This window comes from Monashia sp. NPDC004114, assembly GCF_053603855.1.
Genome location: NZ_JBSGGK010000010.1, coordinates 128,200 through 146,087, shown reverse-complemented (window position 1 = coordinate 146,087; position 17,888 = coordinate 128,200). Strand labels below are relative to the sequence as shown.

Here is a 17,888-nt window from a genome sequence, read left to right as displayed (position 1 = left end):
TCGTGAGACGTACTATCCCGATTCGCCCACAATGGACGTATGCCGTACCCGCGCAGCCGCGTCATGGTGGGCCGCGACACCGAGCTGTCACACCTGCTGGACCTGGCGGAGGACGCACGGGATAGCCGAGGGTCGGTCGTCATCGTCAGCGGTGAGGCCGGAGTCGGCAAGTCGCGCCTCGTCGCGGAGCTCACCGACCGGATCCGCGGACGCGACCTCGTCGTCTTCGGGCACGGCGTCGACCTCGCCGAGGGCGATGTGCCGTTCGGCGTCCTGGCGGACTCCGTGCGGGACATCGTCCGGCAGGTGGGCCCGGACGAGGTGCGACGGCGCCTCGGCCACGCGGCCGAGCACCTGTCGGGGATCGTCCCTTCGCTCGGTGGGGGCACCACGCTGGACCGGGTGCTCGTGCTCGGGGCAGCCCTGACCCTCATCGACCAGCTGTCGGCGGACCGGATGCTGTGCTGGGTCGTCGAGGACCTGCAGTGGGCGGACCGGATGAGCCGTGACCTGTTCACGGTCGCTGCCCGCTCCGTCGGGGCCCGCAGGCAGCTGCTCGTCGGCTCGGTCCGGGCGGCCGCGGCATACCCGGAGTCCGTGGGCTCGATGCTCGCCGACGTGCAGTCGCAACCCCACGCTCACACCATCCATCTCGGACGGCTCGACGAGGCCCGCGTTCGGGAGCAGATCTCGGGCATCGGACGACCCGACATGACCCGGCCGCTCACGGAGCGGATCGTCGGCCTGGCACGGGGCCTACCGCTTCACGTCGAGCAGCTCGTCGCCAGTCTCGACGATGTCGACTCCCAGCTCCCGCTCTCGCTTCGCCAGATCGTCCTGGCCCGGCTCCCCCGCCTCTCGGCCCCGGCGCGCAGGCTGGTCGAGGCCGCCGCTCTGGCCGGCGGGCCCCTGGACCTCGTGGGACTGAGGTCCGCCACGGGCCTCTCCGAGGTGGACTTCGACGCCAGCATCGACGAGGCGGTCCGGAGCGGCGTGCTCGGGGTGTCGCACCAGACCGCCTCGATCACCTTCGTCCACGCCCTGGTGAGCGAGGCGGTCGCAGCCACGGTGCTGCCCAGTCGGCGTCGCGAGCTGCACCGGGCCTGGGCGCGTGCCATCGAGGGCAGGGTCAGGACCGACGCGGCCGCGGTGTTCGCCCTGGCGCACCACTGGTTCCAGGCCGGGGACGCTCCGGCGGCCCTGGATGCCGCATGTCGCGCGGCCCTCGCAGCCGCAGAGATCGGCGACGCGGCGCTGGAGTCGCTCCACTGGACGCGGGCCCTGGACCTGTGGCCGCAGGTGCCGGACGCGGAGGCCGTGGCCGGCATCGGACGGAACGAGATCCTCTACGGCCTCGCGATCGCGACCATGGCGAGCGGTCACTGGGCCGAGCTCCTCGAGATCGTGAACCGCGAGCGGGCATTGACGAGGGGCGAGGCCGACCCGGTGGGCCAGCTCTGGCTGACCCTCTGTGCGGAGGGTGCCAGGGCCCGGCTCGAAGGGCCGGTCTCGGTCGACCACACCACGACGAGGGACCGCGCGACGACGCTCCTGGGCGCTGCGCCGGACCTCAGGGCGGCGGACGCGCTGCAGCGAAATGCGAGGGCGGCCAGGCGGTTCGACCCTCGGCTCGCGGACGAGCAGCATCGGGTCGCGCTCGACATGGCCGAGGCACTGGGACATCGGAAGGCGCGGCTGCGGGCCGCGGTGTTCGTCGGCTTCGACGCCCAGGTGCGGGCGCGGCCGCGGCCGGAGGCCGACCGGATGGCTGCGCTGGCCGCGCAGTTCCAGGACGCACCGGTCGCTGACCGGCTGCTCATCTCGACAGTCCAGCTCGTGCTTCTCGTCGGCTCCGGCTACTCGCGCGAGGCGATCGACCTCGCCGAGCGCGTCCTCGCCCCGATCCGGGCGCCCCACCTCATCCCCGTCCGATACGCGACCCTGACGTTCCTGCTGGCCAGGGCGCACCTCGACGTCGGCGACTGGACGGCCGCGCAGCAGCTGGTCGACGTGCTACGCACCGTTCCCGGCTTCGACGACGAGGCCGACACCACCGCCATGCGCCTGCTGGTCACGCGAGGCGACATCGCCGGTGTCCCCGAGCTCCTGGGCCGGGTCGAGCCGATCCTGCAGGTGGATGCCGACCCGTTCGAGGACGGGCCCTTCCTGGGCGACGTGGTGCTCGCGCTCTACGCGGTCGGGCGCGCAGCGGTCGCCCGTCGACTGCTCTGCGCGCTCGAAGGCGACCCCGGCGCCTGGCGCGCGGCGACGGTGTGGCCGGCGCTCAACGCCAGCCTTCGCGCCGAGACGGCCGCTCACACCGCGCGTCCGGCGGATCCTGCGCCGCACGGCTTCGTCGAGCGCATCGACTCGATCGCGGCGCGCCTGCAGTGGGACTGTCCGGCGGCCGACGCGTTCCGCGCCGAGCACGCGGCCCTGATGGCGAGCCATCGCGGTGCCCACGTGCCCGCCGACTGGGCTGCCGCAGCAGATGCGTGGGCGCTCATCGGGTGGAGCTGGGACGAAGCCGTATGCCGTCTGCGGGTCGCCGAGTCCCTCGCCGCGGTCGGCGACCGTCACCGCGCGCTCGCCGAGACCCTCAGAGCCCTGGGCACCGCGGACCGGCTCGGGGCCGCACCGCTGCGGACGGAGATCCTCGCCTTCGCCCGCCGGGCCCGCCTTCCCCTTCCCAGCGATGCCGGCGAGCGGCCGACCGGACCGGACCACCTGACTGTGCGCGAGCGCGAGGTGCTGTCGCTCGTCGCCGACGGACGCAGCAACAACGAGATCGCGCACGAGCTGAACATGTCGCCCAAGACCGCCAGCGTGCACGTCTCGCGGATCCTCGCCAAGCTGCATGCGAGCAACCGCACCGAGGCAGCGGCCATCGCCCGCCGCACGCTGCTCATCGACTGAGCCACGACTGAGCCACCGACTGAGCCACCGACTGAGCCACCGACTGAGCCACCGACTGACCCATCGAGTCGCTGATCGGCTCGCCGGACGCACCCGTTCCGAGCGGTGCTGCCAGAGATAAGGCAAACGCCAGATGTGTGGCACGCGGCTTACCGCAACCGTGGAACCTGCCACCCGACCGGGTCCGGCACGAGGGAGGACTCCATGAACACGCACCATCACGTCTCGCCCCGGCGACCGAGCCGGACACGGCTGCTCGCAGCGGCGGCGCTCACCCTGGTCGCATCGGCGCTCGGTGCCGCATACGCGCCTTCGACGTCAGCCGTCGGGCGGACCGACGCAGCCACTGAGGCTTGGACGGTAGGAAGGCTCGACCTCACCGGGGTGGTCACCCACGAGGTCGATCCGACGGCGACGATCCCGACCCGGGAGCTCCGGTTCGTCGGCACGATGGCCGTGGCCGGTGGACGGGTCTGGGCCGCGTCGCCCGACGGGCTCGTGGCGATCGACCCGACGACCGACGAGGTCACTGTCGTCAGCGGCGACCCCGGCGCCAACGTGACCGGCGGAGGGGACACGATCGTGCGCGCCGTCTTCGGCACCGACCACGTCGAGAAGTGGAACGCGAGGACAGGGCAGCTCGAGTGGTCCGTGGCCAGCGACGCGCCGTCGGGGTCGGCCATCGTGGGCGACGAGATCTGGGTCGCCGGCCACCACAGCGGCACGCTGTCCATCCTTCGTGCGACGGACGGCGCGCTGCTCGACCAGGTGAAGGTCGGAAATCGCAGCGCCTACGGACCGGCCACGCCGATCGAGGTCAACGGGACCGTGTGGGTCACCGACTACCGCAACCATCGCTTCGTCGCTGTCGACACCGCCACCCGCGAGGTGACCACCCGCGTCCAGGTGCCCACTGCGGTCCAGTTCTGTGACCAGCAACCAGTGGTCACCGCGACCGCGCTCTGGATCAGCGACTGCTCGTCGCTGATCACGCGCCTCGACCTCGTGACCCGGGAGGCGACGATCACCGATGCGGGCACGTCCGTCGGGAGCCCCGTCGTGATCGCCGGTGAGGTCTGGGTGCCGATGGACGGCCGGTTCGTCCATCTGCGTGACGACCTGACCGCGGACCGTGCCGTGTCAGTCGCCGGGCAGCCACTCGTATTCGGCGGAGTCGTCGCCTTCGGTTCGCTGTGGGCCAACGTCGGCTTCGGCACGGTGGCCAGTCTCCCGTCACCAGAGGGCTGGTGAGCACCAGAGGCCAGGATGGCGCGGCCGTCCACCAGCGGTCTGCTGCGGTGGCGGCCCCGGTCATCCACCTGCAGGTCCGATGACGGACCCGAGCACGAGGAGACCGACCGTGGACGTCGAGTGGACGGTCGCCCAGCCGATCCCCGGCCGGACCGCCGAGGTCGCCGGGACCGCCGAGGCCGCAGGGACCCCCGGGGTCGTCGGGGCACGGACGGTCTCCGACGACGCGGCATACCAGCAGCTGCTGGACTCCCTGCTGGAGCTGAGGTCGGGCTACACGGAGGTGTCCAGGGCCGGCTCGGACTCCCCGTTGCTCGGTCTGTCGATCAACGGCGACCTGGGCGTCGTCCGCCGTCGCGACGAGGGCGGCCGGTGGCTTGTCCTGCAGGGGTCCGGGCTGGTCGGTGCCGACGAGACCTACGACTTCGCTGTTCCCGATCGTGCCCAGTTCGCCGGCGAGTTCATCTCGACCTCTGTTCGGGCGGCGGAGGCGCTGCGCGCGTTCGCCCGCGGCGCAGACGTCGACGAGCTGGGCACCTGGGTCCAGCTGGCTGACGACCCACCGGCAACCTGACGACACCGCTGGCCCTACTCTGAGCAGATGCCTGTGCTGGGCACCAAGCTGCACCTGCCCTCGCCTCGTCGTCGCCTGGTGCAGCGGGACCGCCTCACCGACCGGCTGGCAGCGGACGGGGGCGCGACGCCACGGCTCGTCCTCGTCGCGGCTCCGGCCGGGTTCGGCAAGACCACGCTCCTGACCCAGTGGCTCGCTGCCGAGCGGGGGCGGCGCGCGGTGGCCTGGCTGGCCCTGGACGGTGCCGACGCCGACCTGCGACAGTTCCTGACCCACCTCGTCGCCGCGATCCGCACGGCCGAACCCGACGCCGGCGCCGAGGCGCTCGCCCTGCTGGATGCGAGCGACGGGACTCCGCCAGACGCCGTCCTGGTCAGCCTGGTCAACGACCTCGACGTGCTGGCCGGCCCCATGGTGATGGCGCTCGACGACTATCACGTCATCGACGGGGCAGCGGTCCACGACGCGGTGACCTTCCTCGTGGACAACCTTCCGCCGCACGTCACCCTGGCCATGACCACCCGGGCCGATCCGCCACTTCCCCTCTCCCGTCTGCGCGCTCGCGGCGAGCTCGTGGAGGTGCGGGCAGCGGACCTGCGGTTCACCGACGCGGAGGCCCAGGCGTTCCTGAACGACGTGATGGGGCTCCAGCTAGGGCCCGACCTCGTCGCCGACCTCGAGGCTCGGACCGAGGGGTGGGCTGTCGGGCTCCAGCTGGCCGCGCTCGCGGCCCGGGCCCACTCGGGGCCCGGCACCGAGTACCGCCAGCGGTCCCGCACCGAGTCCCGCGACCGGTCCGGCACCGCGTCCCGCGACACGCCCCCTGACCGGCCTGGCGACGTCGCCGGGTTCGTGGAGGCGTTCTCCGGCAGCCACCGGTTCGTCCTCGACTACCTCGTCGAGGAGGTGCTCGACCGGCAGCGGGACGAGGTGCGCGACTTCCTGCTGGACACCTCCGTGCTCGACCAGCTGTGCGGCGGTCTCTGCGACGCCCTCACTGGCCGCACCGACGGCCAGCAGCTTCTCGAGACCCTCGACCGCGAGAACCTGTTCCTCGTCCCGCTCGACAGCGAGCGCCGGTGGTACCGCTACCACCACCTGTTCGCCGACGCGCTGCGCGCCCGGCTGACCGCGCGCAGCCCCGCCGCCAGCCCCGCCAGCCCCGTCGACCCGCATACCGACCCGCATACCGACCGGCATACCGTCGGCGAGCTGCATGCCGCGGCGAGCCGGTGGCTCGCCGAGAACGGGCAGCTCATCGACGCCGTGCCGCACGCGATCGCGAGCGGTGACCACGAGCACGCCGCCGACCTCGTCGAGCTCGCGGTGGCCGGCCTGCGCAGGCAGCGCCAGGACCGCATCCTTCGGCACTGGCTCGGCGCGCTGCCCGACGACGTCGTCAGGCGCCGACCACTGCTCGCCACGGTGATGGGCTGGAGCCAGCTGTCCACCGGCAACCTCGATGCGGTGGAGCCATGGCTCGCCGATGCCGCGGACTCCTTGGATGCGGCTTCGCCCGCGACCATCGCCACTCCGCGAGCGCTCGCCGATGCCGCCAAAGGCCGAGACGGTGAGCTCCGTTCTCTCCCATCGATGGTCGCTGTCTATCGTGCCTCCGTCGCGCAGGCGCGGGGCGACGTGGAGGGCACCGTCGCGCACGCGCGCCGGGCTCTCGCCCTGGCTGGACCGGATGACCACTTCCCCCGTGGTGCAGCCGCAGGGTTCGTCGGTCTGGCAGCCTGGGCCGCCGGCGACCTCGGCACGGCCGTCGACACCTTCACCGAGGCCGTCGCCAGCCTCCACGCCGCCGGCATGCTGGCCGACGAGCTCGGCGCGACCGTCGTGCTGGGCAACATGTGGCTGGGGCGCGGACGCCCGGTCGAGGCGCGCCGACTGTATGAGCGCGCGCTCGCCGCCGCCGAGAGCCACCCCGGCCCGGTGCTCCCGACGACGGGAGACCTGCATGTCGGCCTTGCCGACGTCCTTCGCGAGCAGGGCGAGCTGTATGCCGCGCAGGAGCACCTCGAGGTGGCGCGCGAGCTGGGCGACCGGGCGTCGTTGCTGGAGAACCGGTTTCGGTGGTTCACCGCGGCAGCCGCGCTGCTGCAGGCTCGAGGCGACCTCGACGGTGCAGGCTCGATGCTCGACGAGGCAGAGCCGCTCTTCCTGCCCGGCTACTTTCCGGACGTGCGTCCCATCGCGGCGTCCCGCGCACGAGTCCGGATCCGGCAGGGCCGCCTCGACGACGCCCGGGAGTGGGCGCGAGACCGCGGGGTCGCGCCGACGGACCTGCCCGTCTACCTCGCCGAGCACGACCAGCTGACCCTCGCGAGACTGCTTGTCGCCGAAGGTGACCCGCGCGCGGCGCTCGACCTGGTCGACCGGCTCCTCGACGTCGCGCGGGCCGCGGGCCGGGACGGCAGCATCGTCGAGGGGCTCACGGTGCGGGCGCTGGCACGCCAGGCGAACGATGACGTCTCGGCGACGACGGACCTGGCCGCTGCCCTCCTCGACGGCGTGCCGGCCGGGTACGTCCGCCTCTTCCTCGACGAGGGAGAGCCGATGACCACGCTGCTCGAGCAGGTCGCCCGCAGCGAGGCGCCGGAGGCGCAAGCGCAGGCCAGGCGCCTGCTGGCTGCCGCGGCGGCCGAGCCGAGCGCGACTGGGCCCGGACGCGACGGACCTGGACGCACGGCAGGGCAAGGGAACGAGGAGCTGAGCGAGCGCGAGCTGGAGGTGCTGCGGCTCCTCGCGACGGACCTCAGCGGGCCGGAGATCGCGCGACGGCTCTTCGTCTCGGTGAACACGTTGCGCACGCACACCAAGCACATCTTCACCAAGCTCGGCGTGAACACCCGTCGAGCAGCGGTCCGCCGAGCCGCCGACCTCGGCCTCGTCTGACGGCGGCCCGCCGACCCGCCACGGGCGCACCACGAGTCTCGCCACAAAGTCTCGTCAGAAGGCTCACCACCGGAGTCACATCATCTGGTGATGTGGCCTCACCACGTCGGTTCCTAGCGTTGCGACATCGCCGGGCAGCACGTCCGGCACCGGAACGAAGGAGCCTGACATGAGCATCACCACCAGTCGCCTCACGGCTGCTGCCGGCATCTGCGCCGTGGCCGCGGGCGCCCTCTTCATCGGCGTCCAGGTCAACCACCCGCCCCTGGACGCGGCCTCGATCCAGACCACCGAGATGGCCGTCCGCGACACCCTCAAGGTCCTCATGGCGGTGCTGTCCCTGGTCGGGATCACCGGCATGTACCTCAGCCAGGTGCGCCGCAACGGCGTGCTCGGCCTCGTCGGCTACCTCGTCCTCAGCGCCGGCTACCTCATGATCATGAGCACGGCATTCGTCGCCGCTTTCGTGATGCCGACCGTCGCAGCCATCAGCCCCTCCTACGCCAACGACGTCATCGCCGCGACGACCGGCGGCTCGCCGGTGGGTGACATCGGGGCGCTGGCCACCATGGCCAAGCTCCAGGGCGCTGCCTACCTGCTGGGCGGTCTGGTCTTCGGCATCGCACTCTTCCGCGCCCACGTGCTCGCTCGCTGGGCGGCCGTGCTGCTCGCGGTCAGCGGCGTCGTCAGCGCCGCCTTGGCGGTGATGCCGGATGCGTTCTACCGCCTCCTCGCGTTCCCGAACGGCATCGCGATGATCGGGCTCGGCGTCTCGCTCTTCCGCCTGGCCCGGCGAGGGGCAGACTCGAGCGAGACCGACACAGCGCGCACCGACGTCGCCACCGTCCGATGAGCACCCGGGAGCGGGGCCGGCCGGTGACGACGGCACCGTCCAGGCAACCAGAAAGGGCTCCCGTGCACCCTTCCCCGACGACCTACACGATCCGCGTCGATGGTCACCTCGACGACCACTGGTCGACCTGGCTCGGCGAGCTCGACCTGGCTCGCGCCTCCGACGGCACCACCACGGTGACGGTCGCAGTCGCCGACCAGGCCCAGCTGCACGGCATACTCGCCGGACTCCGGGACATCGGCGCCGTCCTGCTCGACCTGCGCGCCGCCGGCGCACCGTCCCCCGAGCGCCGCTCGGCCCTGGAGCGCCCGTTGCGCACCGAGCGCCTCACCCTCCGTCCCTCCACCGTCGACGACACCGAGCCGACGTGGAGGTTCCGGCGGCTCGAGGAGGTCAACGGGTGGCTGACGGGCAGCCCCGCCGATCTCGAGGGCTACCGCGCGCTCTTCTGCGACCCCGCCCGGCTCGCGACGACCCTCGTCATCACTCTCGGCGGCATCTCGGGGCCGGTCATCGGCGACCTCATGCTCCGCCGCGAGGATGCGTGGGCCCAGCGTGAGGTCGCCGACCAGGCGCACGACGTCCAGGCCGAGCTCGGCTGGGTCCTCGATCCGGCCTACACCGGGCACGGCTACGCCACCGAAGCCGTGCGCGAGATCCTCCGATACTGCTTCGACGACCTCGGCCTGCGCCGCGTCACCGCTGCGGCCTTCCTCGCCAACGAGCCCTCGTGGCGCCTTATGGAGCGCGTCGGCATGCGCCGCGAGGTGCACGGGGTGCGCGACTCGCTGCACCGGTCCGGGCGATGGCTCGACTCGGTCGGCTACGCGATCCTCGACGACGAGTGGTCGGCAGCGGCCGAGCCGCGTCGCGAGGCCTGAGCCGCGAGCGTATGCCGCGTGGGCGGCTAGGTTGGGCAGCGTGACCGCGCGTCTGCTCGTCGTCCACCACACGCCGTCGCCCGCGACCCAGGAGCTGCTCGAGAGCGTCCTCGCCGGAACCGGCGCCGAGGGCATCGAGGGCGTCACGGTCGACCTCCACCCCGCGCTGTCCGCCACGGTGAGCGACCTGCTCGGAGCCGACGGCATACTCCTTGGCACCACGGCGAACATCGGCTACATGAGCGGGGCGCTCAAGCACTTCTTCGACACGGTGTACTACCCGACGCTGGAAGCCAAGCGCGGAATGCCGTACGGCTACTGGGTGCACGGCAACAACGACACGGCCGGTGCGAGCCGCGCCATCGAGTCGATCGCCGGGGCGCTGGGCTGGGTCCGCTCGGCGAGCCCGCTGCTGGTGACCGGACCGGTCGACCGCGACGTCCGAGACGCAGCCTTCGAGCTCGGCGGCACCCTGGCGGCCCTGCTCGCCGAGTGAGCATGCGGCGACGGTCGCGTCCTCGTTCCTGCTGCTCGGGATCGCGCTCGTCGCGGGCATGCTCCTTCGCCGCGCGCCGTCAAGCAGCTCTTCTACGAGCCTTTCCTCGCTGGGCCGAGCCGATGAGACGCGGTGTTCAGTCGGCGAGCGCGGGCAGGGCCTCGCCCAGTTCGAGGAGGACCTGGCCCTGATGCTGGGGCTCTACCAGGACGCCCTGCGGTCGCTGCAGCCCGACGCCACACCACAGCTGCGCCGATGGCCACCAGTCGTGGTCGCAAGCGGCATACCGGCACGACAGCTGCGCAGGCGCTCACTTGTGGTGGCCCGCGGGCCACGTCGATCAGCCGTCGAGGGCTCGCCCCAGAGCCTCGTCGACGAGCATGACCGTGCGCCTGACCTCGGCCGAGAGGTCCGTCGACTCGGGGGCGGTCACGATCACGCCGTAGATCACCCGCTGCAGCAGGATCACGTCGTGCGCCGTGAGGTCGGCGCGGACGAGCCCGGCGGCCTGGGCCCGCGCGAGGGGTGCGCTCACGATCGCCTCGAGCCGGTCGGCGCCGGCCCAGTCGGGCATCGGCTCGGCCCGGACCAGCAGGTCGACGAACGCCGTCGACTCGAGGGTCTGGTGGACGATCCTGCGCCACAGCGAAAGGAAGCCTCCCTCGTCGTCGTCGGCGGCCGCGGTCCGCTCGAGCTCGTCGATGTTGTCGGAGAACACCGCGAGCGCGAGCGCGACCCGGCTGGGGAAGTGCCGGTAGAGCACGCCCTGCCCGACCCCGGCCGCCCGCGCGATGGCGCTCATCGGGACGTCGTAGCCATCGCGGGCGAACAGCTCGCGGCCCGCCTCGACCAACGCGGCTCGGTTGGCGGCTGCGGCCGCGGGACCGCGGTTCGGCCGACCGGCGGATCCACGGTTCTGCTCGGGACTCTTGCGTGGGGTCTGCGGAGCAGGCATCCTTCACTGTATCGAACCGGACAGCATTGTCCGGATAGTGGAGGTTGAACCATGCAGAACGTCTGGGACCACACATACGACCTCGTCGTCGCCGGAACCGGCGCGGCAGCCTTCTCGGCGGCGATCACCGCCGCCGACGCGGGGCTGACCGTGCTGATGCTGGAGGCGACGGACCGCTGGGGTGGCAGCAGCTCGATGTCGGGTGGGGGCCTGTGGCTCCCGACGAACCCGCTGATGCGCCGTGCCGGCGCCGCGGACTCGCGCGAGGAGGCCCTGGCCTACCTCGAGGTCACCGTCGGAGACGCCGGTCCCGCATCCTCACCCGAGCGGCGTGAGGCCTTCGTCGACAGTGTCGAGGGCTTTGTGACCCTCGCCGAGCGGCTGGGCGTGCGCTTCTGCCGCGCCGCGGAGTATCCCGACTACTACCCCGAGCAGCCGGGCGGCAAGATCGGCCGGGCGCTGGAGGTCCAGCCCTTCGACACCCGCAGGCTCGGTTCCTGGTGGGCGACGGCGCGCGGCCAGGACGGCGTGCCTGCACCCGTCAAGACGGACGACTTCTGGCTGCTGTCGCGGGCCTGGACCACACCGGACGGCGCCGCCCGCGGCGCCCGCGTCGTCGGTCGGGTCCTCGGTGGGCTGGTGCGCGGCAAGCGGCTGGTCGGGATGGGCGCGGCGCTGACCGCCTCACTCCTGAACGTCGCCCTGCGGCAGGGGACCACCGTCTGGCTGTCCGCCCCGGTCGAGGAGCTGGTCGTCGAGGACGGCCGGGTCGTCGGGGTCCGTACGACCCGCGGCGGCGCCACACAACGCATCCGGGCGCGGCACGGCGTGGTGCTCGGGGCCGGGGGCTTCGACCACAACCGGGAGTGGCGTCAGCGCTACCAGGGCGTCGACGGCACGGCCTCGTCGGGCTCGAAGGGCAATGTCGGCACCGGCATCGACGTAGCGGTGAGGATCGGGGCGGCCCTCGAGCTCATGGACGACTGCTGGTGGGGCGCATCGATCCCGCCGTCGGCGGTCGGGGGCACCGCGGCGTTCCTGGTCAGCGAGCGCTCGATGCCGCACACCATCATCGTCGACGGGCGCGGCGACCGGTTCGCCAACGAGTCCGAGTCCTACGTCGACCTCGGCCACCACATGCTCGAGCATTGCGAGACGGTGCCCGGGAGGTACTGGATGATCGCCGACGTCCGGCATGCACGCCGCTACCTGCGGTCCTACGCCCTCGATCCGCGCGCGACGAAGGCGATGGCGGCGGCCGGCATCCTGCACAAGGCCGGCACCCTTGACGATCTCGCCCACGCGATCGGCGTGGACCCGGGCCGCCTGGCGACCACCGTCGACCGGTTCAACGGGTTCGCGCGAACCGGCATCGACCACGACCACGGGCGCGGGAACTCGGCATACGACCGCTACTACGGCGACCCCGGCTCCCGCCCCAACCCCAACCTGGGGACTCTCGAGAAGGGTCCGTTCACTGCGGTCGAGGTGGTCGCAGGTGACCTCGGCACCAAGGGCGGTGTCCTCACCGACGTGGATGCCCGGGTTCTGCGCGAGGACGGGACCGTCATCGACGGCCTGTATGCGGCCGGCAACACCTCCGCGTCGGTGATGGGCCGTACCTACCCGGGGCCGGGGTCGACACTCGGTCCGGCCTGCGTCTTCGGGTACATCGCCGCCAAGCACGCAGCCCGGCAGCCTGCCGTGGCGAGCTGATCTCGAGAGCAAGGAAGAACACATGAGAATCTCCGGCAAGGTGTTGGTCGTCACCGGCGGCGGCAGCGGGATCGGCCGCGCGGTCGTCCTGGCGCTCCTCGCGCGCGGCGCCCGAGTGGCCGCGGTCGACCTGCGGCCCGAAGGCCTCGAGGAGACGGCCCGTCTGGCAGGACCTGCGGCGGAGCGGCTCTCGAGCCACACCGTGGACGTGACCGACCTCGACCGGGTCGCCGCCCTGCCGCAGGAGGTGATGGCCGTCCACGGACAGGTCGACGGCCTGCTCAACGTGGCCGGGATCATCCAGCGCTTCGTCCCGTTCGCCGAGCTCGCCCGAGCCGACGTGGAGAAGGTGATGGCGGTCAACTTCTGGGGCGTCGTCAACACGGTCCAGGCGTTCCTGCCGGTGCTGCTCGCGAGGCCGGAGGCGGCGCTCGTCAACGTCTCGAGCATGGGCGCGTTCGTCCCGGTCCCCGGCCAGACGGTCTACGGAGCCAGCAAGGCGGCCGTGCAGCTGCTCACGGAAGGGCTCTACGCGGAGCTACGGACCACGAATGTCTCTGTCACCGTGGTGCATCCGGGAGGCGTGGCCACCCCGATCACCGAGAACAGCGGTGTCGCCATCCCGGGGATGGAGGCCATGGACCCGGCCCAGGCCGCGTCGCTCACCACACCGGAGGACGCCGCCCGCCAGATCATCGAGAGCGGCGTGGAGAAGGGCCACTACCGCGTCGTCGTCGGCAAGGACGCCCGCATGCTCGACCGGCTGACCCGGCTCAGCCCCCGCCGCGCCACGGACCTCGTCGCCAAGCGGATGGCGAGCCTGCTGGACACAGGGGCGCGCCGCTAGCCGACACAAGTGGGGGGCGTATGCCGCCCTCTCCGGCATACGCCCCACCGTCTTGGGACCCGCGGTCCGCGCGGTCAGCTCACGGCGGGCTCTGGCCGGGCGGCATACTGCGTCAGGTTTTCCCCGCTGGCGGGGTCGAATATGTGGGCCTGCTCGCTGTCGAACCAGAGATCGGTCGTCATGCCGCTCTTGATCCGGCTCTGGGCGTCGAGCGACACGACCAGCTGGGTGCGCATCTGCTCGCTGTCCAGCTCGCGCTGCAGCTCCTTGAGCTGTTGCGTCACGTCATGGGGCGCCTCGTACGGCACGTAGGCGTACAGCTCGTCGCCCAGCCACTCGGTCACGTCGACCGTCGCCGAGAACGTGTGGCCACGCGCCCTCACGGTCGGTTCGAGGAGCGAGGCGTCCTCGAAGTGCTGCGGACGGATGCCCACGATGACCAGCTCGTGCCCGGCCGAACGCTTGAAGCGGTCGCTCACGGCCACGTCCCCGAACGGCGTCTCGATGCCGCCGTCCCGCACTCGCCCGGGGATGAAGTTCATCGGCGGCGAGCCGATGAAGCCGGCAACGAACAGGTTGGTCGGCGAGTCGTACAGGTCGTGAGGGGTCCCGACCTGCTGCATGACTCCCTTGCGCAGCACGGCGATCCGGTCACCGAGCGTCATCGCCTCGGTCTGGTCGTGGGTGACGTAGACCGTGGTCGTGCCGAGCCGGCGCTGCATGCGGGCGATCTCGGTGCGCATCTGGCCACGGAGCTTGGCGTCCAGGTTCGACAGTGGCTCGTCGAAGAGGAACGCGTCTGCCTTGCGGACGATGGCGCGGCCCATCGCGACCCGCTGGCGCTGCCCGCCGGAGAGGTTCGCCGGCTTGCGGTCGAGGTGCTCGGTCAGCTCGAGGACCTCGGCCGCCTCCTGCACGCTCGCCTTCACCTCCGACTCGGGAGCGTTCTTGAGCCGCAAGGGAAAAGCGATGTTCTCGAACACGTTGAGGTGCGGGTAGAGCGCGTAGTTCTGGAACACCATCGCCAGGTTGCGGTCGCGCGGGGCCTTCTCGTTGACGCGGGTGCCGTTGATGAGCATCTCGCCGGAGGTGATGTCCTCCAGCCCGACGATCATCCGCAGCAAGGTCGACTTGCCGCACCCGGACGGTCCCACCAGGATCACGAACTCACCGTCGGCGACGTCGAGGCTCACGTCGTCGACGGCCAGATACCCGTCGCTGTACTGCTTGACGATGTTCTTCATGGTGATGGCTGCCACGACTGACCACTCCTTTGGTTGACGAAGGGCACGTCAGCCCTTGACGGCGCCGGACGTCAGGCCCGCCACGATCCGGCGCTGGAAGACCAGTACGAGGATCACGACGGGGATGGTGACGACCACGGAGGCCGCCATGATTGCGGTCACCGGCGACTGGAACTGCGAGGCGCCGGTGAAGAACGACAGGGCGGCCGGAACGGTGCGGGCCTTGTCGGTCGAGGTGAGCGAGATGGCGAGCAGGAACTCGTTCCAGCAGAAGAAGAACGTGAGGATCGCCGTCGTGAAGACACCGGGGGCCGCGAGCGGCACGATGACCTTGCGGAATGCCTGCCAGGCCGTCGCCCCGTCGACCTGGGCCGCCTGCTCCATCTCCCACGGGATCTGCCGGAAGAACGCCGACATCGTCCAGATCGACAACGGGAGCGCGAAGGTGAGGTAAGGGATGATCAGGCCGACCCACGTGTCATAGATGCCGAGGTTGCGCCACATGTTGAACAGCGGCCCGACGAGGGCGGCCTGGGGAAACATCGCGATAGCGAGGGCCATCGACAAGAGGAGCTTCTTGCCGGGGAACTCGAGCCGCGCGATGGCATATGACGCGAACATCGCCACGATGACCGACAACAGGGTCGCGATGAGCGCGATACCCACCGAGTTGCGCAGAGCACTGGTGAACAGGGAGTCGCTGAAGACGGTCTGGTAGTTCGTCCACACCCATTCCTTCGGGAAGAAGGTCGGGGTCGCGCTGCGGAAGGTCGCCGGGTCCTTGAACGACAGTGACACCATCCACAACAGGGGGAACACCGCCCATACGAGGATGAGCAGACCCCAGATGGTCCACCATCTGGCGGCGCGTGGGCTCGTCATCAGCGGTCACCCCTCACCTGTGACAGGTCGGTCTTGAAGAGCTTGACGAAGATGAACGCGATGATGACGACCGTGAAGAACAGCAGGACCGAGATCGAGGACCCCACCCCGATATTGAGCAGTGTGACGTTCTGGCGGTAGGCCAGGAACGACAGGGTCTCGGTCTGGTTGGCGCCGGCCGTCATGATGAACGGGTTGTCGAAGATCCGCCATGCGTCGAGTGTCCGGAACAGCAGGGCCACCATGATCGCCGCCTTCATGTTCGGCAGGGTGACGCGCAGCAGCCGTTGCCAGGCGGTGGCCCCGTCCACCGAGGCCGCTTCCTGCAGGTCCCACGGGACCTGGACCAGACCTGCGAGCAGCAGCAGCGAGATGAAGGGTGTGGTCTTCCAGATCTCGGACAGGATGATGATGAACAGGGACGACCATCGCTGCCCGAACCAGTTGAAGTCCGCGAGGTTGAACCACTGGTTGATGAAGCCGGAGTCGAGCTGGAAGGCGTACCGCCAGATGTAGGCCGAGACCACCGTGATGATGCCGTAGGGCAGGAGTATGCCGGTGCGGACCAGGCTGCGGCCCCGCAGGATTCGGTACATCACGAAGGCGAACGCGAACCCGAGGACGAGCTCGACCGCGACGCTGGCGACGGTGATGATCAGCGTCGTGCTGAAGTCGGTCCACCAGACGGGGTCGGTCAGTACGGTCGCATAGTTGCGCAGGCCGACGAACTCCTGGCCGGAGGGGTCCGTGAGGCGGTAGTTGTAGAGCGAGAGCACCACCGCGTAGACCAACGGGTATGCCGTCACGACCACCATGACGACGAACGCGGGGGCCGACAGGTAGAGCCCGAGACGACGCTCGTGGCGAGTGCGGTCGGAGATCGGCACCGGCGTCGCCGGGCGGGGCGCAGTCGCGACCGACTGCCCTGTGGCTGCTGCCGGTTCGTTGGCGGCCATGGCTCCTCCTGCTCTTCAGAGACGGGTTTCGGTTCGGCTACAGCAGTCGCTGACCGTGCAGCACGGCCGTCATGAAGTCACTGGTCTCCTTCGGCGTCTCCGGTGCGGTCACGCCGGTGGAGGGGTGCCAGGTGATCTGGACCGATGTCGAGACGTCGTTGTAGTACGGCGTGATCGGGCGTGGCCCTGCTCCGTTGATGGAGTCGCGGATCAGGTCGGCCATCGGGAAGACCTTGCGGACCTGCGGGTCGTCGTATGCCGCGGCCTTCGCGGCCGGGTTGCCGGAGTCGAGCATGTAGTCGATGTTGCTCTGGAGCGACGTGACGCACTTGACGAGCTGGAGCGCCTGGTTCGGGTACTGGGTGTACGCCCCGATGGCCAGGTTGATGCCGCCCAGCGGTGGCTTGCTCTCCTTGCCCGCGACGGCCTCCGGGTACCGCGCCCAGCCGATGTCGTCGACGACGGACTGTTGGATGGCCCCGGCCTTGGCGTCGCCCTGGGCGGCGCTGTACACGTACGGCCAGTTGACCATGAACATCCCACGGTCGCCCTGGAAGGCCGAGCGCGCCTCTTCCTCGCCGGCCGTGGACATCGCCGGCGGCGCGGCGGACGACCGCGCCAGGGTGCCGATGATCTGGGCCGCGGTGTCCCCCGCGGGCGACGCGATCGTGGGCGTGGCGTCCTTGCCCGCCTCGACGTTGGTGATGATCTGCCCCCCGGCCGAGACGACGAGGGCGTTGATCCAGACCATGTAGCCCTCGTAGCGGTTGGCCTGGACGCCGATCACCTTCTTCTGGCTCTCAGCGGTCTTGATCATCTGGTCCCAGGTGAACCCGGGCGCAGTCGGGTCGACGCCCGCCGCCGTCACGGCCGACTTGCGGTACCACAGGAGCTGGGTGTTCGCCCAGAACGGCGCCGCGACGAGGTTGCCCTTCCAGAAGGCCGTCTGGATGGGTGCCCGCAGGACGCCTTGGGTCAGGGTCGCCTCGTCTGACTTCGAGAACGGCCGCAGGAACCCGGCGTTGGCGAACTCCGCCACGAACGGCGGGTCGAGGCTCATCACGTCGATCGAGCTGTCCTGCGCCGCGAGACGGCGAACCAGCTGTTCGCGCTGCTGGGACGCGTCGTTCGGCAGCGTCTGGATGGTCACCTTGAAGCTGCCGTCCTTCGGGGTGCATTTCTCGGCCAGCCGCTTCTGGCCCCCGTTGTCCGGGTTGATGTACCAGTTCAGCGTCGGCGTGGTGCTCTGCTGGGAGCAGGCCGCCACGAGCGGCATACCCAGGGCCGCCACGGTCAGGAGGACCAGCCTCCTGCGGACTCCGTGCCGCTGCGAAGTGCTCTTGCCTCGATACCCACGATCCACGACCACGCCTCCGTCCGGCGTCGCGCTTGCGCTACTCGCTCCCCCGCGGGCAC

Annotated in this window: 14 protein-coding genes; 9 read left to right on the top strand and 5 right to left on the bottom strand. The window is 70.7% G+C overall.

Translation table 11 applies throughout. From position 1 onward, the window contains the following. The first annotated feature begins 39 nt into the window (after positions 1-39). The 7 genes from ACWEOW_RS14570 (at position 40) to ACWEOW_RS14540 (ending at position 9,872) form a co-directional block, all read left to right on the top strand. Positions 40-2,916 (top strand): helix-turn-helix transcriptional regulator, encoded by a 2,877-nt coding sequence (locus ACWEOW_RS14570; protein WP_452269927.1) that lies wholly within the window; start codon positions 40-42, stop codon positions 2,914-2,916. Positions 2,917-3,120: 204 nt separating this feature from the next. Next, positions 3,121-4,167, top strand: coding sequence for a hypothetical protein (locus ACWEOW_RS14565; RefSeq protein ID WP_452269926.1), 1,047 nt, complete (start codon positions 3,121-3,123; stop codon positions 4,165-4,167). Positions 4,168-4,276: 109 nt separating this feature from the next. Further along, the gene (locus tag ACWEOW_RS14560; RefSeq protein ID WP_452269925.1) at positions 4,277-4,741 is read left to right on the top strand and encodes a hypothetical protein; all 465 of its coding nucleotides are present in this window, start codon (positions 4,277-4,279) and stop codon (positions 4,739-4,741) included. A 27-nt stretch (positions 4,742-4,768) separates the two neighbouring features. Continuing rightward, positions 4,769-7,642 carry a LuxR C-terminal-related transcriptional regulator gene (locus ACWEOW_RS14555; protein ID WP_452269924.1) on the top strand — a complete coding sequence of 958 codons (2,874 nt, stop codon included), beginning with the start codon at positions 4,769-4,771 and terminating at the stop codon, positions 7,640-7,642. 169 nt (positions 7,643-7,811) lie between these two features. Continuing rightward, positions 7,812-8,495, top strand: coding sequence for a hypothetical protein (locus tag ACWEOW_RS14550; protein WP_452269923.1), 684 nt, complete (start codon positions 7,812-7,814; stop codon positions 8,493-8,495). A gap of 62 nt (positions 8,496-8,557) precedes the next feature. Next, a complete protein-coding gene (locus ACWEOW_RS14545; RefSeq protein WP_452269922.1) occupies positions 8,558-9,376 on the top strand; it encodes a GNAT family N-acetyltransferase in 819 nt (272 codons plus the stop codon). A 40-nt stretch (positions 9,377-9,416) separates the two neighbouring features. Beyond that, positions 9,417-9,872, top strand: coding sequence for a flavodoxin family protein (locus ACWEOW_RS14540; RefSeq protein WP_452269921.1), 456 nt, complete (start codon positions 9,417-9,419; stop codon positions 9,870-9,872). Between the two features lie 340 nt (positions 9,873-10,212). Here the strand turns inward: ACWEOW_RS14540 and ACWEOW_RS14535 are convergent, their stop codons facing one another. After that, a complete protein-coding gene (locus ACWEOW_RS14535) occupies positions 10,213-10,827 on the bottom strand; it encodes a TetR/AcrR family transcriptional regulator (protein WP_452269920.1) in 615 nt (204 codons plus the stop codon). 51 nt (positions 10,828-10,878) lie between these two features. On the opposite strand from ACWEOW_RS14535, the gene ACWEOW_RS14530 reads away from it, so the two are divergent. Both ACWEOW_RS14530 and ACWEOW_RS14525 read left to right on the top strand, forming a co-directional pair. Then, on the top strand, positions 10,879-12,543 hold the full coding sequence (locus ACWEOW_RS14530; protein ID WP_452269919.1) for an FAD-dependent oxidoreductase: 1,665 nt from the start codon (positions 10,879-10,881) through the stop codon (positions 12,541-12,543). Between the two features lie 22 nt (positions 12,544-12,565). Then, a complete protein-coding gene (locus ACWEOW_RS14525) occupies positions 12,566-13,390 on the top strand; it encodes an SDR family NAD(P)-dependent oxidoreductase (protein WP_452269918.1) in 825 nt (274 codons plus the stop codon). 74 nt (positions 13,391-13,464) lie between these two features. Here ACWEOW_RS14525 and ACWEOW_RS14520 read toward each other — a convergent pair whose 3' ends face one another. The 4 genes from ACWEOW_RS14520 to ACWEOW_RS14505 are packed head-to-tail and all read right to left on the bottom strand — an operon-like array spanning position 13,465 to position 17,835. Next, a complete protein-coding gene (locus ACWEOW_RS14520; protein ID WP_452269917.1) occupies positions 13,465-14,649 on the bottom strand; it encodes an ABC transporter ATP-binding protein in 1,185 nt (394 codons plus the stop codon). A gap of 33 nt (positions 14,650-14,682) precedes the next feature. Next, positions 14,683-15,516 (bottom strand): carbohydrate ABC transporter permease, encoded by an 834-nt coding sequence (locus ACWEOW_RS14515; RefSeq protein WP_452269916.1) that lies wholly within the window; start codon positions 15,514-15,516, stop codon positions 14,683-14,685. After that, entirely contained in the window at positions 15,516-16,472 is a 957-nt protein-coding gene (locus ACWEOW_RS14510; protein WP_452269915.1) for a carbohydrate ABC transporter permease, read from the bottom strand. The genes ACWEOW_RS14515 and ACWEOW_RS14510 overlap by 1 nt, the downstream gene beginning before the upstream one ends. Before the next feature lie 37 nt (positions 16,473-16,509). Next, positions 16,510-17,835, bottom strand: coding sequence for an extracellular solute-binding protein (locus ACWEOW_RS14505; protein ID WP_452269914.1), 1,326 nt, complete (start codon positions 17,833-17,835; stop codon positions 16,510-16,512). Positions 17,836-17,888: the final 53 nt, after the last annotated feature.